At 44.5% G+C, this 22,438-nt stretch carries 19 protein-coding genes and 1 tRNA gene; 3 read left to right on the top strand and 17 right to left on the bottom strand.

All coding sequences use genetic code 11. From position 1 onward, the window contains the following. Positions 1-2 precede the first annotated feature (2 nt). The 10 genes from KQI22_RS00475 to argH all read right to left on the bottom strand — a co-directional run bounded on the left by KQI22_RS00475 (position 3) and on the right by argH (position 11,009). The gene (locus KQI22_RS00475; protein ID WP_216550125.1) at positions 3-314 is read right to left on the bottom strand and encodes a type II toxin-antitoxin system RelE/ParE family toxin; all 312 of its coding nucleotides are present in this window, start codon (positions 312-314) and stop codon (positions 3-5) included. Continuing rightward, positions 304-564: a type II toxin-antitoxin system Phd/YefM family antitoxin gene (locus tag KQI22_RS00470; RefSeq protein ID WP_216550124.1), complete on the bottom strand. Its 261-nt coding sequence runs from the start codon at positions 562-564 to the stop codon at positions 304-306. The genes KQI22_RS00475 and KQI22_RS00470 overlap by 11 nt, the downstream gene beginning before the upstream one ends. Before the next feature lie 144 nt (positions 565-708). Further along, complete coding sequence (locus tag KQI22_RS00465) at positions 709-1,728, bottom strand: GGGtGRT protein (protein ID WP_216550123.1); 1,020 nt, start codon at positions 1,726-1,728, stop codon at positions 709-711. Positions 1,729-1,747: 19 nt separating this feature from the next. After that, the gene (locus tag KQI22_RS00460; protein WP_022004442.1) at positions 1,748-2,440 is read right to left on the bottom strand and encodes an iron-sulfur cluster assembly scaffold protein; all 693 of its coding nucleotides are present in this window, start codon (positions 2,438-2,440) and stop codon (positions 1,748-1,750) included. Positions 2,441-2,611: 171 nt separating this feature from the next. Then, positions 2,612-3,298: an acyltransferase gene (locus KQI22_RS00455; protein ID WP_216550122.1), complete on the bottom strand. Its 687-nt coding sequence runs from the start codon at positions 3,296-3,298 to the stop codon at positions 2,612-2,614. Positions 3,299-3,316: 18 nt separating this feature from the next. After that, on the bottom strand, positions 3,317-5,353 hold the full coding sequence (locus KQI22_RS00450; RefSeq protein ID WP_216550121.1) for a DNA topoisomerase: 2,037 nt from the start codon (positions 5,351-5,353) through the stop codon (positions 3,317-3,319). Between the two features lie 2 nt (positions 5,354-5,355). Further along, positions 5,356-6,699: an ATP-binding protein gene (locus KQI22_RS00445; protein ID WP_216550120.1), complete on the bottom strand. Its 1,344-nt coding sequence runs from the start codon at positions 6,697-6,699 to the stop codon at positions 5,356-5,358. A 10-nt stretch (positions 6,700-6,709) separates the two neighbouring features. Next, positions 6,710-8,431 (bottom strand): putative bifunctional diguanylate cyclase/phosphodiesterase, encoded by a 1,722-nt coding sequence (locus KQI22_RS00440; RefSeq protein ID WP_216550119.1) that lies wholly within the window; start codon positions 8,429-8,431, stop codon positions 6,710-6,712. Positions 8,432-8,462: 31 nt separating this feature from the next. Beyond that, the gene (gene asd / locus KQI22_RS00435) at positions 8,463-9,548 is read right to left on the bottom strand and encodes an aspartate-semialdehyde dehydrogenase (protein WP_216550118.1); all 1,086 of its coding nucleotides are present in this window, start codon (positions 9,546-9,548) and stop codon (positions 8,463-8,465) included. Between the two features lie 84 nt (positions 9,549-9,632). After that, positions 9,633-11,009, bottom strand: a complete 1,377-nt coding sequence (gene argH / locus KQI22_RS00430) for an argininosuccinate lyase (protein ID WP_216550117.1) — start codon at positions 11,007-11,009, stop codon at positions 9,633-9,635. A gap of 176 nt (positions 11,010-11,185) precedes the next feature. On the opposite strand from argH, the gene KQI22_RS00425 reads away from it, so the two are divergent. Continuing rightward, positions 11,186-11,944: an ABC transporter ATP-binding protein gene (locus KQI22_RS00425; RefSeq protein WP_216550116.1), complete on the top strand. Its 759-nt coding sequence runs from the start codon at positions 11,186-11,188 to the stop codon at positions 11,942-11,944. Further along, positions 11,941-12,729, top strand: a complete 789-nt coding sequence (locus KQI22_RS00420; protein ID WP_216550115.1) for an ABC transporter permease — start codon at positions 11,941-11,943, stop codon at positions 12,727-12,729. Before KQI22_RS00425 ends, KQI22_RS00420 begins: the two co-directional genes overlap by 4 nt. 65 nt (positions 12,730-12,794) lie before the next feature. Here KQI22_RS00420 and KQI22_RS00415 read toward each other — a convergent pair. From KQI22_RS00415 to KQI22_RS00400, 4 genes are all read right to left on the bottom strand, one after another. Next, a tRNA-Thr gene (locus tag KQI22_RS00415) sits at positions 12,795-12,867 on the bottom strand. 74 nt (positions 12,868-12,941) lie between these two features. After that, positions 12,942-13,871, bottom strand: coding sequence for a mechanosensitive ion channel family protein (locus tag KQI22_RS00410; protein ID WP_253293446.1), 930 nt, complete (start codon positions 13,869-13,871; stop codon positions 12,942-12,944). A gap of 24 nt (positions 13,872-13,895) precedes the next feature. Further along, positions 13,896-16,388, bottom strand: coding sequence for a 1,4-alpha-glucan branching protein GlgB (gene glgB / locus KQI22_RS00405; RefSeq protein ID WP_216550114.1), 2,493 nt, complete (start codon positions 16,386-16,388; stop codon positions 13,896-13,898). 56 nt (positions 16,389-16,444) lie between these two features. Continuing rightward, positions 16,445-17,683, bottom strand: coding sequence for a DUF1015 domain-containing protein (locus KQI22_RS00400; protein WP_216550113.1), 1,239 nt, complete (start codon positions 17,681-17,683; stop codon positions 16,445-16,447). A gap of 131 nt (positions 17,684-17,814) precedes the next feature. Here KQI22_RS00400 and KQI22_RS00395 point away from each other — a divergent pair, with 131 nt between their 5' ends. Further along, positions 17,815-18,087: a hypothetical protein gene (locus KQI22_RS00395; protein WP_216550112.1), complete on the top strand. Its 273-nt coding sequence runs from the start codon at positions 17,815-17,817 to the stop codon at positions 18,085-18,087. A 574-nt stretch (positions 18,088-18,661) separates the two neighbouring features. On the opposite strand, the gene KQI22_RS00390 is transcribed toward KQI22_RS00395, so the two are convergent. The 3 genes from KQI22_RS00390 to KQI22_RS00380 all read right to left on the bottom strand — a co-directional run bounded on the left by KQI22_RS00390 (position 18,662) and on the right by KQI22_RS00380 (position 22,436). Next, positions 18,662-19,825, bottom strand: coding sequence for a phosphoglycerate dehydrogenase (locus tag KQI22_RS00390; RefSeq protein WP_216550111.1), 1,164 nt, complete (start codon positions 19,823-19,825; stop codon positions 18,662-18,664). 24 nt (positions 19,826-19,849) lie between these two features. Then, positions 19,850-20,935: a 3-phosphoserine/phosphohydroxythreonine transaminase gene (serC, locus tag KQI22_RS00385; RefSeq protein ID WP_216550110.1), complete on the bottom strand. Its 1,086-nt coding sequence runs from the start codon at positions 20,933-20,935 to the stop codon at positions 19,850-19,852. Positions 20,936-21,017: 82 nt separating this feature from the next. Next, complete coding sequence (locus KQI22_RS00380; RefSeq protein WP_216550109.1) at positions 21,018-22,436, bottom strand: L,D-transpeptidase family protein; 1,419 nt, start codon at positions 22,434-22,436, stop codon at positions 21,018-21,020. Between the last annotated feature and the right edge of the window lie 2 nt (positions 22,437-22,438).

Here is a 22,438-nt window from a genome sequence, read left to right as displayed (position 1 = left end):
GATTATAACTTTTGCGGATAATTTTCAAGCTGGTGAAAAATCCCTACCACATTTACAATATTTTCATCAATATTAAATATTATCATATAATCCATCTGTGGAATAACCGCCTCATGATATCCTTTTTTGTCAAGATAGGAATCTCCACAGCGAGGGAACTGCAAGGGATTTTCTTCTAATCGGGTATATACACTATCAATACCATCTAATAAGTGTGTGGCTGCCTGTTCATTTTTAAACTGATATAGTAAATAATACACGAGATTATCCAGTTGCTCCGCAGCATATTCTGTTATTCTTAAATTATAAGCCATACTTCGCCCTCGTTTCTCTGAGTGAATTTCGTGCATCCTTTACTTGATCTTTTTTTATCTGCTGTTCAGAGATTTCTATCTCATGATACATCGCTATTCTTCTCATTGTGCTTTCATAAATTTCCATACTCATAATAACCATATCGCCATATCCATTTTTAGTAATATAAATGGGTTCCTCAGCTTTATGGCACATATCAGATATTTCTGAAGTGTTCTTCAATTCTTTAATTGGAATAATTCGTGGCATATCATTTTCCTCCTTTATTATGGTATTATTATACCATAATTCTACTCAGAATATAATATAAATTGCTTTTAAACTATAAAAATAGGGCTATTCAGACATATACTCTGTTTGAATAGCCCTAAAATTTACATTTTAAATCAATATTTAGAACTTACCAGCCTTTGCAGCTTCCTCGATGGATACAGCTGTAGAAACAGTCATACCTACCATTGGGTTGTTACCAGCGCCGATCAGACCCATCATTTCTACGTGAGCAGGAACTGATGAAGAACCAGCGAACTGTGCATCTGAATGCATACGACCCATTGTATCTGTCATACCATAAGAAGCAGGACCTGCAGCCATGTTATCTGGATGAAGTGTACGTCCTGTACCACCGCCTGATGCTACTGAGAAGTACTTCTTGCCAGCTTCAAGTCTTTCTTTCTTATAAGTACCAGCTACCGGATGCTGGAAACGAGTTGGGTTTGTAGAGTTACCTGTGATAGATACGTCTACATTTTCTTTCCACATGATTGCAACGCCTTCCGGAACAGAGTTTGCACCGTAGCAGTTAACCTTAGCACGTGGAGAATCAGCGTCTTTAGAGTAGCACTTGCGTGATACTTCTTTTACTGTATTTGTATATGGATCATATTCTGTCTCAACAAATGTGAATCCGTTGATACGGGAAATGATCTGAGCAGCGTCTTTTCCAAGACCGTTTAAGATAACGCGGAGAGGTTTCTGACGAACTTTGTTAGCCTTTTCTGCGATACCGATAGCACCTTCAGCAGCTGCGAATGATTCATGACCAGCTAAGAAAGCGAAACACTCTGTATCCTCTTCCAGAAGCATTTTACCAAGGTTACCATGTCCAAGACCTACCTTACGTGTATCAGCTACAGAACCAGGAATACAGAAAGCCTGAAGTCCTTCACCGATTGCTGCAGCAGCATCAGCAGCCTTGCGGCAGTTTTTCTTGATTGCGATTGCTGCGCCTACTGTGTAAGCCCATTTTGCGTTTTCAAAACAGATTGGCTGAATGCCTTCGATCAGATTGTAAACATCGATTCCAGCAGCCATTGTAATATCTTTACATTCCTCAATTGAATTAATGCCATACTCTTTTAATACAGCAAGAATCTGAGGCTCTCTTCTTTCATATGATTCAAATAATGCCATCTATTTATCCTCCTATTCCTTACTCTTTTCTAGGGTCAATTACACGTACAGCATCCTGTACACGACCATACTGACCTGAAGCTTTTTCATATGCTGTAGCAGCATCATCACCGGCTTTGATGAAGTCCATCATCTTACCGAAGTTTACATATTTGTAACCGATGATCTCATCAGCTTCGTCAAGGGCAATACCTGTAATATAACCATCTGTAAGTTCAAGGTATCTAGGTCCTTTGGAAAGAGTTCCGTATGTAGTACCAACCATAGAACGGGTTCCTTTACCAAGATCTTCCAGACCAGCGCCGATTGCAAGACCGTCTTCAGAGAAGGCAGACTGTGAACGACCGTAAACGATCTGTAAGAATAACTCTCTCATAGCAGTGTTGATCGCATCACATACAAGGTCTGTATTTAATGCTTCCATAACTGTTAAGCCCGGAAGGATTTCTGCTGCCATAGCTGCTGAATGAGTCATACCGGAACATCCGATTGTCTCAACTAAAGCTTCCTGAATAATACCTTCCTTAACGTTTAAGGATAATTTACAAGCACCCTGCTGTGGTGCACACCAGCCAATACCATGTGTATAGCCTGAAATATCCTTCACTTCTTTTGCCTGAACCCATTTTGCTTCTTCTGGGATTGGTGCACAGCCATGATGAACGCCCTGTGCAACTGGACACATTTCTTCCACTTCTTTTGAATAAATCATGTGAAAACTCCTTTCAAAATGTACTTTATTTTATCAACAAAATATCACATGTATATTTTGTCAAAATCACCGTTATCATTTTCGCATATTTCTACAAAAAAATCCAGTCATTTTTATGTTTTTTTCCATATACATGCTGCATGGTTTTCTGCAGAAAACAGCCATTTTTACTTATTTAGGATCCTTCTTCAGTTTTACCTTCTGTACAACCTTGCCCGGTGCCTTATAAATGGAGTTTTCATTTACAAGTCCTCTGACATTGGAAAGCGGATAAATGCTGCAGTTTCTGCCGATGATCGTACCGGGATTCAACACGCTGTTACAGCCGATCTGGGAATAATCTCCGACGATCGCACCGAACTTGCGCAGCTTGGTATCCATTTTGCCGAGTGCGAAATTCACTTCTACATTGCTCTTGTCATTTTTGACGTTGGATGTGATCGCACCTGCGCCGAGGTGGGAACGGAAACCTAAAATACTGTCACCGACATAATTGTAATGCGGGATCTGCACCTCATCAAAGATGATACTGTTCTTAACCTCTGTGGAATTGCCGATCACGCAGTTTTTGCCGATGATCGCGCTGCCACGGATAAATGCACAGTGGCGTACTTCCGTGCCCGCATCGATGATACATGGGCCGCCGATATAAGCCGTCGGTGCAATGACTGCTGATTTTGAGATCCAGACATTACTGCCGCGCTGTTCAAATTCTTCACTTGGCAGCATCGGTCCTAACTGTTCGATAAAAATGCTGATCGACGGCAGAACCTCCCACGGATTCTCCACCGGATCAAACATATATTTTGCGATGGTGTGTTCGACATCAAGATACTTTGATACCTGAAATAATTCCATTTGCTTTCCCTCCATAAGTTATGATTTTTTATTTTTGACAGCAGGATAATATTTTGCTGCTTCACGGAATCTGTGCTCCAGCATGCTGCGCTGGTTTGTCTGCTTGACATATTCCGTTCTGCGGACGATAAAGCCTTCCAGCTTTTCCAGATATTCATCCTGGCTGATCACGCCGTCTGCAACCTGCGTCAGTCCCTTCTCCCAGCTTGCGGTGAGCTTCGGATCCAGAAGTGACCGGATGGAACAGTTGACAACTTCATAAATACTCTCGCCAAGTAACGTCGGCGTAATGATCTGCGTCTTTTTATTCAGTGCCAGATACTTGTTATTGACCAGTTTTTTCAGAATCTCCGCTCTTGTGGCAGAAGTACCGATCCCGCTTCCCTTGATCTGTGCCCTGAGTTCTTCATCCTCGATCAGTTGTCCTGCATTTTCCATGGCAAGGATCATCGATCCCGAATTGTATCGTTTCGGCGGTGAAGTCTCCCCTTCTTTTATTGAGAAACCGTTCCCATCTATTATATCATTTTTTTTCAGAGAAGACAGTATATTTAACAAATTCTCGTCACAGGCGGTATCTGTTTCTTCCTCCTGCTCTTTTTCCTTTGCTTTTTCTGCTTCTTCCGTCTTTTTGCCAAAGCTGTACTGCATCAGTTCCAGATACCCCGCGCTCGAAAGCACCTTAAAGTTGGCAAAAAAATGTTCATTGCCGCGCTGCACACAAAGTGCGATCTTCTGATAAACAGCCGGCGGACAGAAAATGGAAAGGAATCGTCTGACAATGACCTCATATACCTTTGCAGATGTTGCATGCAATGAGGAAAGTGCCGCAAGTCCCTGCCCGGTCGGAATGATCGCGTAATGATCCGTGATCTGCTTGTCATTGACATATTTTGTCTTTGCCAGATTCTGATAGGTTTTCTTTTCCAGAATATATTTAACATACGGCCCAACGCCCGGATAAGAGGCAAGACCGCCGATGTTTTTTGTAATCTCCTTGGAAACCGCCGTGGAAAGTACACGGGCATCCGTACGCGGATACGTTGTCAGCTTCTTCTCATACAGCTCCTGCACGATCTGCAGGGTCTGATCCGGACTGATCTTAAACAGCTTGGAGCACTCATTCTGCAGCTCCGCCAGATTAAACAGAAGCGGCGGATTTTTCGTTTCTTTCTTTTTCTCCGCCTTTACCACCTGAAACTGCAACGGCTGCGGCTGTGACAGCGTATCGATCAGTTTCTGCGCATCTTCCTGCTTTTTGAAGCCGTTTTCTTTATACAAAAGCGGAGATTCAAAATAGGCAGAACCCTTGACAGCTCTCCATTCCGCATCCACTGCTTTATCGCCGATCTGCAGACTTGCAAGGACACGGTAAAACGGCGTCTTGACAAAATTACGGATCTCCCGTTCTCTGTCCACCACCATGCCAAGCACACAGGTCATGACACGTCCGACCGAGATCACCACCCGATCCTGATTCAGGAAATTTTTGACATTATAACCGTATTTCAAAGTCAGGACACGGGAAAAATTGATGCCCATCAGGTAATCTTCTTTCGCCCGCAGATAAGCGGAAGAACACAGATTATCATAAGCAGAAAGATCTTTTGCTTCCCGGATGCCACGCAGGATCTCTTCTTCTGTCTGGGAATCGATCCAGACACGTCTTCTTTCCTTGCCTGTGACATGTGCCTGCATTTCCACAAGCCTGTATATGTATTCTCCTTCACGTCCCGAGTCGGTGCAGACATAAATCACATCCACATCCGGCCGGTTCAAAATACCGCTGACGATCTGAAACTGTTTTTTGACGCTGTCAATCACTTCGTATTTGAATTCCTTCGGAATGAAAGGAAGCGGCTCGATCGTCCATCTTTTCCACTTTTCGTCATATGCTTCGGGATAGCTCATGGTAACCAGATGTCCGACGCACCATGTAACGATCGCTTCCTCAGACTCCATATAGCCATCTCGCGATTTCATATTGTATTTTAATGCTTTCGCAAATTCTCTTGCCACACTCGGTTTTTCTGCTATAAAAACCTGTTTTCCCATATTTATAAATCATCCATTCTAATCAATATCAGCGTATCCAGCTCTTTTTCCAGTGCTTCCAGCTTTGCATCAAAGCCGTGCCCGGAAAACAGATACATATAATCCGGCCGGATCCCTGCTTGCCCGGTCAGAGCCTTAGCCTGCAGGTATTTCTCATACGGAAAGACCGGATCCCTATAATCTGCAAATGCAGCTATATATTGTCCGGTTTCATTATGACCGATATAGTCAATCGAGCCTGCTTTCCCCACAAAACTGCCAAAATCCGTGATTTCTATGGGCAATTTGTGCTCTGCTGCTTCCCGCTGCATATATTCCTGACAGACTTTGGAAAAGCAGCTTTCACAGTAAAGTGCCAGCGCAGGCTTTACAAGCTGCTCATAATATGCCTCCGGCGTTATCCGCAAAAGCAGGCTGCTGTCCGCATACAGAAAACAGAACCAGAAACGTACCAGCGGATGAGAGATCCGATAAACCGCCTTACGCTGGTTATCCCGTCCCGGTGTATCTAAGGAAAACACTTTTTCCACCAGTTCCAGTTCCATAAGATTTTTCAGATAAACACTGATCTTCGCTCTGGAAAATCCCGTGTGCTGATATAATTCATTTAATTTATTCTTTCCCTGTGCCAGCGCACCCAGAATAGAAAAGTAAACACCACATTCACGGAGCTGTCTGCTGACAATATGTGCACCTTCTTCGCGGAGTCTGCCGCCCGGCGCAAGAAGCACCCTGCAGATGTTTTCAGTAACAGGGACATACGGATCAAATGCCTGCCACAGCCCGGGCAGACCACCTAAAATAGAATAAACTTTTATACAGTCCTCCCAGGAATAATCCGGGAAATATGCTGCCACATCCCAAAGCTGCAATTCCCGCAGTTTCAAAAAGCCGGTCAGCTTATGCGCCAGTTTCCCCAGCTTTGCTACCATATGATTTTCCACAAAGGAAATAGAGGAACTGCATAAAAGTACCATACAGGATCCGTTTTTATTTTGAAAGAATGCATCAAGTGCCTGTACAAAGCCATCTCCGGCCTTGAGCAGATACTGAAACTCATCGATTACCAGAAGCTTCTGATCCAGACACTGAAAGACTTCCTCATAGGTCGGATATACCGGCAGGGAAGAGCCAAGCCGTTGCAGTTGTCTGCCAAGCAGATAAAGCTGTTGTCTCTCGCTGCCTTCTTCAGCCTGATAGTAAAAGGCTGTTTTATCTTCCGTAAAAGCTGACAGAAGCGCTGTTTTACCGACATCCTTCTGCCCGTACACAACGAGCAGCCGGTCAGAGCCGCTTTGATATTCTTTATTCAGATAAGCAAGTTCGCGTTCTCTTCCTTTCAGCATAAGCATCCTCTCAATTTTTTATGGAAGAAAGTATCTTTTCAATGCCTTCCGCCGGCATTGGTTTTCCGAGCAGAAAGCCCTGTATATTATCACAGTTGACAGCCTTCAGATAATCATACTGCTCCTGTGTTTCCACGCCCTCCGCCACCGTTTCGCAGCCGAGCTTCTTTACCATAGCGATAATGGATTCTGTAATCACACGTGTCGGATGATCGTTGATGACTGTATCAATAAAGGATTTGTCGATTTTTAATGTGTCGATCGGAAGCCCCTTCAGATAGGAAAGAGAAGAAAATCCTGTCCCGAAATCATCTAAGGAGATCTTGATCCCGTATTCTTTTAACGTATTCAGCTTATCTACCACGGAATTAAAATCTTCGATCAATACGCTTTCCGTGATCTCCAGCTCGATCAGGGAAGGATCTACCTGATACTTTTCGATCAGCATCAGCAGATGATGTACAAAATCCGCCTTTTTATATTGCAGTGCTGAAATATTCAAAGACAGCACCATCGGATATTCATATTTCCGATACCAGTCCGCATAAACACGGATGCCTTCCTCGAGCACCCAGTTTCCGATCTGAACAATCAGACCGTCCTTTTCCGCAAGGGGGATAAAGACCGCCGGACTGACAAATTTACCGTCCTGTCCGCGCCAGCGGATCAGTGCTTCCACACCACGGAGCTTTTTGGAGCCTGCATCATACTGCGGCTGATAATACAGTTCAAATGCATGATCCTCAATTGCTTCTTTAAGCTTGTTTTCCATCTGGATGTTTTCAATAAAATCCGTCAGGATCGGTGCTTCAAAGTAAGCAATACTGTTTGTTCCGGACTCTTTTTTCTGCGATTGTACGATTTCCGCACAGTTGATGATCTCCAGAGAATTTCTGGCTGATTCCGGATAATTGGCAACACCGATACTGACTGTGATCTTCTGTTCGATGTTTCCCATCATCTGAAACGGCTGTCCTGTCCTCTGACAAATCTGATTGTATACGGTATCGACATTATGATTGCCATATGGATTGTAAATGGCAAGATAATAGATATCGTCATTAAAATGAGATACAATAATATCTTCGCTTTGCAGATCGCGTAAAAACAGACCGAATGCCTGCAGGATCTCATCCCCTGCGATCATTCCCATGGAATCGTTGATCCGTTTGAAATCATCCATACGGATACAGAGTACATCGATCGTTGCTTTTTCCGTCTGGGCTTTTCTGACCCATTCGCTGAGCATTCTGACAAAATAATTCCGGTTATACAGGCCTGTCAGCGAATCATAATATGCCATATATTTGAGTTCTTCCGTCTGCTTCTTCCGTTTTGTTACATCACGGATCCGGATGATCTTCTCACTTGGTTCCTCTGTTTCACTGTAGGTGATCGTTACTTCAAACTCCAACCACTTTTTGTCCTGCATCTCACATTCCACGATCTGTGACTCTTTGTGCTTATTCTCACAGAAAAGAGCCTCTTCCAGTGATGAAATGTACTCTGTCTTTGCACAATTGATCAGCTTATGCAGATCGGAAGCGGAACGGATCGGAAAGTCAAAATAATGCTGCCACAATCCAAGTGTTTCAAACCGATCTTCGGAAAATATGTAATATAAAAAGGCATTGGAAGATGTTCCGCAGATCATGCGGAACATCTTTTCATTGCCCATTAGCTTTTGATTCATTGCAGTCAGAAGATCCAACTGATAATGCATCTCATTCATACTTATACACCCCAAATATACTGCAAGCAGCTTATTTTTTCGTGATAAATCCCTTTGCTTTTAACAGTTCGGCGCAAAGCACAGCCCCACCTGCTGCTCCACGTACTGTGTTATGAGAAAGACCAACGAACTTATAATCATAAATGCTGTCTTCACGGATACGTCCGATAGAAATACCCATTCCGTTTTCATAGTTGACATCTTCTGTTACCTGTGGTCTGTTATCTTCTGTCATATAACGCATAAACTGCTTTGGTGCGCTTGGCAGCTTGAGTGCCTGCGGAGCACCGCTGTAGCTTTCGAGCTTCTCGATCAGCTGCTCTTTTGTAGGTTTCTTTCTGAATTTTACAAATACAGCTGCTGTATGACCGTTGAGTACAGGAACACGGATACACTGGCATGTGATCTTCGGCTCTTCTGCCTTTACGATCACACCGTTTTCTACCTTACCGAATACACGAAGCGGCTCCTGCTCACTCTTTTCTTCCTCACCACCGATATAAGGGATGATATTGCCAACCATTTCAGGCCAGTCTTTAAATGTCTTACCTGCACCTGAGATTGCCTGGTATGTTGTCGCAACTACTTCATATGGCTCGAACTCTCTCCATGCATATAATACAGGCGCATAGCTCTGAATAGAGCAGTTTGGTTTTACAGCGATGAAGCCCTTTGTTGTACCGAGTCTCTTCTTCTGGAACTCGATCACGTCTGTATGGCTGTCGTTGATCTCCGGAATGATCATCGGAACATCCGGTGTCCATCTGTGTGCGGAGTTGTTGGAAACAACAGGTGTTTCTGTCTTGGCATATGCCTCTTCGATCGCACGGATCTCATCCTTGGACATATCAACTGCGGAAAATACAAAATCAACCTGAGAAGCAACGGCTTCTACTTCGTTTACGTTCATAACAACGATATCTTTTACTTTTTCTGGCATTGGTGTATCCATTTTCCATCTGTCACCGACAGCTTCCACATATTTCTTTCCTGCAGAACGTGGACTTGCTGCGATCGTTGTTACCTCAAACCATGGATGGTTCTCCAGCAGCGAAATAAAACGCTGTCCTACCATACCTGTTCCACCTAAGATACCGACTTTTAACTTATCACTCATTTTTCTTCTCCTCGTATTATTTATTATCACCGGTCCCTGACCGGGAATTCACTGTTTCCTATAGACTATAGCGCTTAGCCATTCCTATTCCTTCAGATATGCTTCATATGCAGCGATCGCCTGTTCCATGGAAGTCTTGCTCGGTGCACCGATCGTCAGTCTCTTTTCCACGCAGGTCTTTAAAGAAATCGCATCATACACATCCGGCTCAAACACATCGCTGATCTCTTTCAGCTCTTCTATACTCATTTCATCGATGGCTTTTCCCTTTTCGATACAGGTCAGCACAAGATGTCCGATGATCGAATGTGCATCACGGAACGGAACACCGTGTTTTACCAGATAATCCGCTGCATCTGTAGCATTGGTAAAGCCGTGCATCGCACTCTTTTCCATAATGTCCTTATTGAACTTCAGCGTACGGATCATGCCTGTGAAAAGTGCCAGACAGCCTTTGACGGTATCGATCGCATCAAAGGTCAGCTCCTTATCTTCCTGCATGTCTTTGTTGTAGGCGAGCGGAATGCCCTTCATTGTCGTCAGAAGTGACATCAGTGCTCCATAGACACGTCCTGTCTTTCCTCGTACAAGCTCTGCGATATCCGGGTTTTTCTTCTGCGGCATAATGCTGCTTCCGGTTGAATACGCATCATCGATCTCTATAAATTTATATTCGTTTGAGTTCCAGATAATAATCTCTTCCGAAAAACGGCTCAGATGCATCATGATCGTGGAAAGTGCACTTAAAAACTCGATCAGATAATCTCTGTCTGCCACGGAATCCATGCTGTTCATCGTCGGGCCTTCAAAGCCGAGCAGCGATGCGGTATATTCCCTGTCGAGCGGATAGGTCGTACCGGCAAGTGCGCCGCTTCCGAGCGGGCAATAGTTCATCCGTTTATAAATGTCTGCCATACGGCTTCTGTCACGCTTGAACATTTCAAAATAAGCACCCATATGATGTGCCAGCGTGATCGGCTGTGCTTTCTGCAGATGGGTAAAGCCCGGCATATAAGTCTCTGTATTTTCCTTCATGATGGTAAGGAGCTCTGTCAGAAGATCTTTTAAAAGAGCATCTACATGGGAGATCTCATCTCTCGTATAGAGTTTCATATCCAGTGCTACCTGATCGTTTCTGCTTCTGCCGGTGTGCAGCTTCTTTCCTGCATCTCCGATCCGGTCGATCAGATTTGCCTCCACAAAGCTGTGGATATCTTCATAGGCACTTGTGATCTGCAGCTTTCCTGCATCCACATCTTCCCGGATCCCTGTCAGTCCCTTTACGATCGCATCCTTTTCTTCCTCTGTCAGGATCTTCTGCTTTGCAAGCATTACGGTATGTGCAATGCTGCCCTCTATATCCTGATGAAAAAACTTCTGATCGAATGAAATCGATGCATTAAAATTGTATACAAGCTGGTCTGTATCCTTTGTAAAGCGACCGCCCCAAAGCTGTGCCATTTGTCTTACCTCCGTATTTCCTGTATGAATGTAAAATTCAAATTTAATTTTAATCAAAAATAACTTCGTTTGCAATACCTTTCTATGCTTTTCGGCAGAATTATTCTTTTTCCCGCGCTCACCTTTCCTTCTTTGCACACATATTCTAATAAAAAAGAAGTGGCAGGATCTGTGCCTTGTTATTATTAGAATGCAACGATTTATCTTTTTCCTATCACACCCATACAGGAGAAATTCCTGTCATAAAATCTGTCAGTTTCCGGATCCAAAAAGGCGAATTTGTTTCCATTGTAGGCCCAAGCGGCTGCGGGAAATCCACTTTGCTCGGACTTTTGACCGGTATTTTAAGTCCTGAGGAAGGCGAGATCAAAATCCACTATAAACAGGAGGGCACACAGTCCTTTTACGGATATATGCTGCAGCAGGATCATCTGCTCGAATGGTATGATATCTGGGATAATGTCTGCCTCGGACCTAAGATCAATCATTGTCTGGATACAGACTGTAAAGAATATCTGCATACCCTGCTTACGCGTTATCAGCTTGACGCCTTTGCCCATAAAAAACCGTCCCAGTTATCCGGTGGTATGCGCCAGCGTGCAGCTCTGATCCGCACACTTGCCATGAAACCGGAGCTCTTATATCTGGATGAACCGTTCAGCGCGCTGGATTACCAGAACCGTCTGAATGCGGCAGATGATATTGGAAAGATCATACAAAAGGAAGGAAAAACAGCCGTTCTCGTTACCCATGACATTGGAGAAGCCATCAGTCTTTCCAGCCGTGTCCTCGTCCTGAGCAGGCGGCCGTCAACGATCATAAAGGAATTTGTTCTGCCGTTCCAAAATACGGGACTTTCTTCTCTGGAAATACGGAATCTGCCTGATTTTTCTACTTATTTCAATCTTATATGGAAGGAGCTTAATACGACATGAGCCAAAACCAGCTTCTCTTTTTACAGGCTGAAAAAAAGAGAAAGCTCCTGATCCGCATTTCGCGTGCGCTTGTGCTGCTTGGTTTTCTTATCATCTGGGAACTGTCTGCGAGATGTGGTCTTATTGATGTCTTTTTTTACAGCTGTCCGACTAGAATCGCAAGGTGCTTTCTGGAAATGACAAAAGAAAATCAGTTATTTATGCATATTGGTGTGAGCCTGTATGAAACGATCCTGAGCTTTTTCATCATCATGCTCGGATCCGTTCTGGTCGCCTCGCTGCTCTGGCGTTTTCAGACGCTTTCAAGCGTTGTGGAACCGGTTTTTGTACTTCTTAATTCCCTGCCAAAGTCAGCACTTGCACCACTTATCATCGTCTGGCTCGGAACGGGCATACGGACGATCGTGATCGCAGGCATTTCCGTTGCGATCTTTGGCTGTATCATCAATCTGTACACCTGTTTCAAAAACACGGATCCGGAAAAACAAAAGCTGATCCGCATTCTGGGTGGCAAAAAGCGGCATATTTTCTTTATGGTCGTTCTGCCTGCTGCCCGTGAAACGATTCTGAGCAACATGAAGGTCAATATCGGGCTTGCGCTTGTAGGCGTTATGATCGGCGAATTTTTAGCTGCCAGACAGGGTCTTGGATATCTGATCATTTATGCCAGCCAGGTCTTTAAGCTCGACTGGCTGATCATGTGTATCCTGATCCTCTGTTTCATCGCCGTCTGTCTGTACAGCCTGATCCAGATGCTCGAACGAAGGCTCGGCGCAAAAGCATAAACAACAATATGATCTCATAGCATGAAAAAACCTCAGACATGGTAACATGACTGAGGTTACATAAAAGCTGAAAATGGGACTCGAACCCACGACCCCTTCATTACGAGTGAAGTGCTCTACCAACTGAGCTATTTCAGCTTACATCCTGTAAACTTACGCTTACAAAAATGTATTATATCGAAAACGGGAGCAGAATGCAACTGTTTTCTTTTTTATTTCTCCACTTCCTGATCAAAGTGCACATCCAACTGGTTAAACGGTATTTCAATGCCATTCGCATCATAAGCAAGTTTCAATTTTTCCAGCAATCTGCCGCGCGCCGGCCAGAAATCCTCGTTTTTGACATAGCAGCGTACGATCAGTTCCACTGCCGAATCCCCCAGATTATTGACAAAGACATCCTTTTCCTTCTCTTTCAGGCAGGCAGGATCCGCTGCAAGCTCCTGCATGGCGATCTCTTTTGCCTTTTTTAGATCTGCCGTATAGGAAATGCCAACGGAAAGATCCAGACGGCGGACATCCGTTGCTGTCACATTGGTCAGGGATGTATTGGCAAGTGTGCCATTTGGCAGAATGATCACTTTATCATCCGGTGTCAGCAGCTTCGTATAGAAAAGCTGGATTTCCTTGACCGTTCCTTCATTTCCCTTGTTGTCCTCAATGATATAATCGCCCACACGGAACGGCTTTAACAGCAGGATCAGAACACCGCCCGCAAAGTTGGATAGACTTCCCTGCAGGGCAAGGCCGATCGCCACGCCTGCAGAACCGACCACTGCCACAACACTGGTCGCATCCAGTCCAAAGCCCGATGCGATCATAAAGATCAGAATAATGTATAAAACCGCTTTTATCAGAGAATCCAGGAACTGGATCACACCCAGATCCGCATTTGCCCGTTTCAGGGACTTTTTGACAATCCGGCGGATCAATTTGATCACCTGCACACCTACAAAAAAGAAAACAAGTGCAAGCACTACCCGGATTCCGAGATTCAGCGCCTTCTGGGGCAGATCATTCAGATACTGCTCTACAAGACCGATCTTTTCCGTTACATCTGTCGGGACCGCGTCACTGACAGCATTTGTCACATCCGTGACCGCATTGTCCATCACTTCTGTTACTGTATCATTCATTTTCATTACCTCTATTTCCTATCCGGCATTTTACAGGAATTTTGCTTCTTCTTTTACTTTTTCACTTTCCTGTTTCCGTTTCAATGCTTCTTCTTCCAGTTCACGGGCTTCCTTTTCCAGTTCTTCCGCATACTTGGCTTCTTCCATGGCACGTTTCAGCGCTTCCTTTGCCTCTTCCTGTGCCCGTTTTGCCTGTTCCTTGGCTTCATCCGCCAGTTTTCTTGCTTCCGTTTCCGCTTTCTTTGCCTGCTTCAGTCTTTCCTGCTCCAGCTTTCTCTGTCTTTCTTCTTCCTTCAGACGTTCGATCTCTGCTTTTTCCTTTGCGGTAAAAGGTGTGTAGCTGAATATCTGCGTACTTAATGCCGGCATTTTGATGCGGATACTGTCTTCTCTGCCGTCGCATTCATCTTCTTTCGATGCAATGGCTCTTACGTTGACATCGTTTTCGCCGCCAAACTTACGCGCATCGGAATTCAGGATTTCTTTATATTTTCCCGGATACGGAACGCCGATCTTGTAATCTGTCCGCTTTTCATTGGCAAAGTTGCAGACAACCAACAGGGTGTCCTTATCCTTTGCTGCCTTCCGCAGAAATACAATGACATTTTCATTTGCTGAAATATTGTTGATCCATTCAAAGCCTTCCGGATCGTTATCCTCTGCATATAAAGCAGGGTATTCCCTGTACATACTGTTCAGCTTCTTGACATATTCCTGCATCTGTTTGTGCTGGTCATACTGCAGAAGCTCCCATTCCACGCTTCTGTTTTCATTCCATTCATCAAACTCTGCAATATCCTGCCCCATGAATAACAGCTTTTTCCCCGGATGTGCCATCATAAAACCATAGGCAGCACGCAGGTTTTTAAACTTATCCGGTATCTCGCCCGGCATTTTACCAATCATGGAAGATTTGCCATGTACAACTTCGTCATGGGAAAGTACCAGCATGAATTTTTCGCTGTATGCATAGATCATGCTGAAGGTCAGCTCGCCGTGATGCTGTCCTCTGAAATAAGGATCCAGATGCATATAGCCCGTAAAATCATTCATCCAGCCCATGTTCCATTTCAGGTCAAAACCAAGTCCGTCCTTTTCAACAGGCTCCGTTACTTTCGGCCATGCAGTTGATTCTTCTGCGATCGTGATAACGCCGTCCTTCTGCTTGTGGATCACGCTGTTTAAATGCTTCAAAAATTCGATAGCTTCCAGATTTTCCTTTCCGCCGTAAATATTCGGGATCCATTCGCCGTCGTTCTTGCCGTAGTCCAGATAGAGCATCGATGCCACAGCATCCATGCGGATTCCGTCTGCATGGAATACATTGATCCAGAACAGTGCATTGGCGATCAGGTAGTTCTTAACCTCCGGTCTGCCATAATTGTAGATCAGCGTGCCCCAATGCGGATGGCAGCCCTGTCTCCAGTCAGCATGCTCATACAGGCAGGTTCCGTCAAAAGTTGCCAGTCCCTGTTCGTCCTTCGGAAAATGCGCCGGAACCCAGTCCAGGATAACGCCGATCCCATGCTTGTGCATCTCATTCATGAAGAACATAAAGTCTTCCGGAGAGCCATAACGGGAAGTCGGTGCATAGTAACCAATTACCTGATAGCCCCAGGAAGCGTCCAACGGATGCTCCATAACAGGCATCAGTTCGATATGTGTATAGCCCATTTCCTTCACATAGGAAATGATCTTCGGTGCAAGTTCTCTGTAATTTACATACGAACCGTCCTCGCCTCTTGCAAAGGAGCCGAGATATACTTCGTAAACAGACATTGCCTCCTTTTCTGGCTTGAAACTCTTTCTGTCAGCCAGCCAGCTTTCATCCGACCATTTAAATTTGGAAAGATCTGCCACAACAGAGGCTGTATTCGGACGGAGCTGTGCCTGATTCCCGTAAGGATCCGCTTTCAGGAAAGTTGTACCGCCCTTTAATTTGATCTCATACTTATAATTGTCTCCGACATTGGCACAAGGAATAAATATCTCAAAAATACCACTGTCCCACAGACGGCGCATCTGATGAAATCTGCCATCCCATCCGTTGAAATCACCTACAACGCTGACACGCATGGCATTTGGTGCCCAGACTGCAAAGTGAACACCGGAAATACCGTTGATCTTCATCGGATGTGCGCCAAGAATGTCATATACCGTATAGTGGATCCCATGATTGAATTTCTCTGTATCCTTTTTGGTGATCACAGGTCCGAAACAATAAGGATCACAGACTTCCTTGATCTGCCCGTCCTGCATCCGTACTTCTACGGTGTAACAGTCTGTTTTCTCAGCCTTTGGAACCAGTGCTGCAAAATAGCCCTCTTCATCTGCAAGCTCCATAGCGTATCTGTTTTTGCCGATCACGATCACAGCACTGACTGCGCCCGGATAAAAGAACTGGATCATTGTATTCATGCCTCTTACATGAGGCCCGAGTAATCTGTGCGGATCATCCTCCTCCGCATACACGATACCTTCTACATCTGCCCAGTTCATCAGTTTGTATAATTTCTTTGTCATGTAATATCCTCCCGTTTCATTGCAATAAGTCCTCTGCTTTTATCTATTTGCACTTATTATATTTTATGTATAAACAATCCACTTCTCAGCTTTGGTTCAAACCATGTGGACTTTGGCGGCATCAGTCGGTCTGCGTCAGCCACGGCAAACAGTTCGTCCATGGAAGTCGGATACAGACAGAAGGCCACCTTGCAGTCTGTATGACAGCGACGCTCCAGTTCTGCCAGTCCACGTATGCCTCCCACAAAATCAATGCGGTTATCTGTTTTCGGATCCCGGATATTTAAGATCGGTGCTAAAAGTTCATTCTGCAATACAGAAACATCCAGTGCTTCCACAGGGTCTTCGCTTTTCTGTCCGATCTGCTCAAGCACATACCACTGATTCTCCAGATACATACCAAACATGCCCTTTTTGTCACAATGTACGGCTTTTGTCCCATCACCATTCAGATGTACTGTAAATTTCTCTCTGACTTTTTCCAGAAATGCCTCCGTTGAAAGTCCGTTCAGATCCTTTACCACTCTGTTATAATCCATAATATGCAGTTCCGATTCCGCAAATAATACGGAAAGGAAATAATTGAATTCTTCTTTTCCCGTATAGCCCGGATTTTCCGCGCGGCGTTTCAGGGATACTTTTACTGCGGAAGCACAGCGGTGATGCCCGTCCGCAATATAGATCTTCTGCATCTCTTGAAAACATTTTTGAATTTGACTGATCCGGTCAATGTCCGTAATCTGCCACATGCGATGTCTGACTCCGTCTTCGGAAGTAAAATCCGCATAAGGCGTATTCTGTTTCTCTGCCTGTTTGATCTGTTCAAGTGTATCATCCGTCCGATATGCCAAAAAGATCGGCCCTGTCTGGGCAGAAAGTGTATCTACATGGCGGATCCTGTCCGCTTCTTTTTCTGCACGTGTATTTTCATGCTTCATGATCACGCCTGACAGGTAATCATCCACACTGGCGCAGGCTACGATACCAGTCTGTCTTCTTCCCTGCATCGTCAACTCATATAAGTAATAGCACGGCTTCTCATCCTGTATATAGGTTCCATCCGTGATCTGGCTGGCTAAAAGCTGCTGTGCCCGCTCGTACACCTTTGGATCATAGGTATCTACCTCGTCTGCAAGCCCTGTTTCCGCTCTGTCGATATTTAAAAAGGAAAGCGGATTGCCTTTCACAGCTTCTTTGGCTTCCTGTCTGTTATAGACATCATACGGAAGTGCTGCTACCTTCGCTTCCAATCCCTTTCCCGGTCTGATACTGCAAAATGGTTTGATATATGCCATGCATGTTCTCCTGTAAGTGATATTTTTATATAACATGTATAGTATAGCAAATTTGGTAGGGTAAGTAAACTTTTTTGACAGTGCATGTGAAAAATGATAAGATGTGTTTCACAAAGAAAGGATGGTTTGTTATGACAAAAGAAGATCAGGCATTTTTAGATCGGATCACTGCCTATATCAACAAGAAATCGATCAACAGTGATCCGAATCAGCGTGCGACCGCGACAACCTCGCAGCAGATTGATAAATTGAAACCAATATTTATGAAGATTGCCAAGGAAGACGGATGTGAAATTTCCGACGTGCTCGTCCGTTATATGGATCTTTCCTCGCAGGCTGCGGCAGAGAAAGCTGCCAAGGAGCAGGCAGACACCGTAGATCTTGGCTCGCTGCTTAAAATGTAGGATATAAATATTGTAAATTATAAAATAATACGCAGGAAGCCTGATATAAACGTAATCACGTTTGCCTACCCTGCGATTTATCTCGTTCCCATTTTACCGGGCTCCCGTCACGGGAACCACCGAGCATGCAAAATCGGTTTCACCGATGCTCGGTGGCTACATAATGGATTTGACAAGCAAATCCATTACATTTCATCAATACTCCGTGATCGCTCGCTCCGGTAAAGGGAACGATAAATCTCAGTCGGCTACACTATCGATTACTTATTATATCAGGCTTCCTGCTTTCTTGTTCTATAAATATAAACAATCAATATTGCCAGTCATTTATATATTATTTTTCACATAGTTAAAATGTATACAGAAAATGGGTATTTCCTATAATAAGCAATCGATAGCGTAGACGACCGAGATTTGCAAAGCATTTGCCGTGCGGAGAGACCGCCACGCGTTTTGGCGGCTGGAGCACGTGCAATATATGCTTTGACAAATCGCAGGGTAGTCAAGCGTGATTGCGTTTATAGGAAATACCCATCTTTTAATAGCTTTTAGATATTACAATTTATAAGAGCTTTTATTTTACCACACGAACACGGAACACGCCTTCAATGCCTTTCAGCTTTTCGACGATATCCTCTGTCACAGGCTGCTCTAAATCAAGCATGGTGTAAGCAACATCGCCTCTTGATTTGTTCATCATGTCTGTGATGTTAAGTCCGCTGTCACCAAAGCATGCAGTGAATTTTGTCAGCATGTTGGCAACGTTTTTGTGGAAGATTGCTACACGGCTTGCCTGTGCGCAGACACCCATGTCCAGTGCCGGATAGTTTACGCTGTTTTTGATATTGCCGTTTTCCAGATAATCGGAAAGTTCTGCAACAGCCATAACTGCACAGTTGTCTTCGGACTCTTCTGTGGAAGCACCAAGATGCGGTGTTACGATACAGCCCGGCTGACCTGCAACAGTCGGATTTGCAAAGTCTGTCATATATCTCTTTACCTTACCGGACTCAATCGCTTTTAATAAAGCTGGCTCATCCACTAAGATATCACGTGCATAGTTCAGGATCACAACGCCATCTTTCATCATGGAAATGGCTTCTGCATTGATCATGCCCTTTGTGGAATCCAGAAGCGGTACGTGAATCGTGATGAAATCACATTCTGCGTAAATCTCTTCTACGTTTAATACATGCTTTACGCTGCGGTTCAAATTCCATGCTGCATTAACGGATAAGTATGGATCATAACCGTATACTTCCATGCCTAAATGGATCGCTGCATTTGCGACCTTGACACCGATTGCACCAAGACCGATGATACCAAGCTTTTTGCCCGCGATCTCAGTACCTGCGAATTTCTTCTTTTCCTTTTCCTGTGCTTTTGCGATACCTTCGTCATCTTTATCGGATTTAACCCATTCGATACCACCAACGATATCACGGCTCGCAAGCAGCATACCTGCCAGCACAAGCTCCTTTACACCATTGGCATTTGCGCCCGGTGTATTAAATACAACGATACCTTTTTCCGCACATTTATCAAGCGGGATATTATTGACACCTGCACCTGCTCTTGCAACAGCAAGCAGCTTTTCAGGCAGCTCCATATCATGCATGGCTGCACTTCTGACTAAAACGCCATCCGCTTCCTTGATATCTTCTGTTTTTTTATAATTTACACCGAAACCGTCCAGTCCAACCTGCGCGATCGGATTTAAGCAATAATACTGAAACATAAAAATTCCTCTTTTCTGCTCGTTTTATTTTAAGTTCTCTGCCTCGAATTTCTTCATAAACTCTACCAGCTTTACAACACCTTCATATGGCATTGCATTGTAGATGGATGCACGCATACCACCAACTGTTCTGTGGCCTTTCAGATTTTCAAAGCCAGCCTCTTTTGCTTCTTTTACAAATTTGGCATCCAGATCTGCATCACCTGTTACGAACGGTACGTTCATCAGGGATCTGTCTTCCTTTACAACAGTTCCTTTGAATAACTTGCTCTCGTCAAGGAAATCATACAGCACTTTTGCCTTCTTCTCGTTGCGCTCCTTCATCACTTCCAGACCGCCCATCTTCTTAAGCCACTTAAATACCTTACCGCAGATATAAATGCCGTAAGCCGGTGGTGTATTGTACAGAGACTGTGCATCTGCATGGATCTTATACTTTAACATGGTTGGTGTGCCCGGCAGGACATCTTCTGTGATCAGATCTTCTCTGATGATCACGATAACAACACCTGCAGGACCGATGTTCTTCTGTACGCCGCCATAGATCACGCCGTATTTTGTCACATCAACAGGCTCTGATAAGAAGCAGGATGAAACATCCGCTACGAGTGTATGTCCCTTTGTATTCGGAAGTTTTTTGTATTTTGTACCGTAAATGGTATTGTTCTCACAAATATAAACATAATCAAGATCTTCCGGAATATCCAGATCGGAACAGTCCGGTATGTAAGAAAATGTCTTGTCTGCGGAAGAAGCAAGCTCGATCGCTTCACCGTAGATCTTAGCTTCCTGATAAGCTTTCTTTGCCCACTGACCTGTTACGATATAACCTGCTTTTTTATTCTTCATCAGGTTCATCGGGATCATGGCAAACTGCTGGCTTGCACCGCCCTGCAGGAATAATACTTTATAGTTGTCAGGAATGTTCATAAGCTCTCTCAGATCCGATTCGGCTTCCTTGATAATGGTATCGTAGGCTTTGGATCTGTGACTCATCTCCATAACCGACATACCGGTTCCTCTGTAATCTAACATTTCATCTGCAGCTTCTTTTAATACTTCTTCAGGTAAAACTGCCGGACCTGCCGAAAAGTTATAAACTCTAGACACTTTTTTCTCCTCCTGTTTCTGCCAGATATGGCAGATTATTTTATCAACATCTTAATTATTCTACCTTTTTCGCTTCACCGCGTCAATAGAAAATAATGACCGGGGTTCCGACCTCCGCCATATCATATAGTTTACTGACCTCATCAAACGGCGTATTGATACAGCCGTGAGAGCCGCCTGTTTTATAAATACTGCCGCCGAATTTGCGCCGCCATGTCGCATCATGGATGCCAATATTTCCATAGACCGCCATCCAGTAGCTGACCGGTGTTGCATAATCCTCCCCGCGCAGCACACGGTTTCTCTGCTTAAAATAAATATAACATACCTTCTGCGGCGTTCCGCGACCCAGACTTGTATTTCCCGTTACAACAGGCGTGGAAAGCTCCTGCCTGCCATTCACGTAATAATACATCATCTGGTCGGTCATATCGACTTCTATGTAGGTGGAACCGATATCATCCAGTCCATCGATCCCCGTATAGCTGACCTGCTTGTAAACCGGCGTTCTTGTCTCCACTCTGCCACTTGGCACCGCAGCATAAAGATGCGCAAGCTCTTCATCTTCATCAATCTTACAGCCATATGTGCCTGTTTCAACCGTAACGGTCACACCACGCGTTGCCCGGAAAGATCTTGGCTTTCCGACTGTATTTAAGTGTTCCGCAAGCTCCTCTACCATCTCCTGCATCAGTTTTTCATCCAGGTACGGCTTTCCCACATCATCTAAAAGCAGCTTTCCATCTTCCTGTGCCAGAAGATCGCTTACCTTTTTACGGTCGATCACATAATCACCCTGACTGCTCTCATACGTGATCTCCGTATTCATATACGGGGACAACGCATCCCAGAGCGCAAGCGTCTGTTTCATCTGACTCGTATAGGCAAAGATTTCATAGCAGTCTGCTTTTGCCAGATCGATCTCATATTCCTGTGCATCGAGTGCTTTTTCGATCGCCTGTACAGCTTTTTCATGATTGAGCAGATTCTGTGTTTCATCGTACAGATAATAGCCATCCGTATTTCTGCGGATCTCGATCACTCTGTTTTTATCTTCTGAGTTGTCCTTCAGATAGCTGCAGCCGTCCAGATAAGCGGTCAGCTTGTTATGGTCATAAGACACAGCTGGCAGAAGCTGTTTCTCCTGATAAGAAACATTGCCGCTTTCCAAAAACCAGTTCACAAATTTCAGTACAGACTGCGTTTTGTGTAAACTTTGCAGTTCTTCCAGATAATCTTCCTGAAAGTCTGCCTCCTCCATCGAAAAAGAATGCTCTTCTCCTTCTGCATCCGTAATGATGCAGGTCGGAAGCAGCGCATTCTCTTTCAGCTTGTCATTCATCTGCTGCGGTGTCATATCCGCTGCATAGACGCCATTCACAAACAGACCGGGCATAAATGTCTCCCGGTACTGAAAGCGGATCGCACCATAGCAGCCTCCTATGATCGCCGCAGGCAATACGATCAGAACGACAAATAAGATCATAAGAATTCTTTTCATAG

The sequence above is a fragment of the Kineothrix sp. MSJ-39 genome (assembly GCF_018917935.1).
Lineage (GTDB): Bacteria > Bacillota > Clostridia > Lachnospirales > Lachnospiraceae > CAG-194.
The sequence above is the reverse complement of the archived record's forward strand: the minus strand, read 5'-3'. Positions and strand labels throughout refer to the sequence as shown.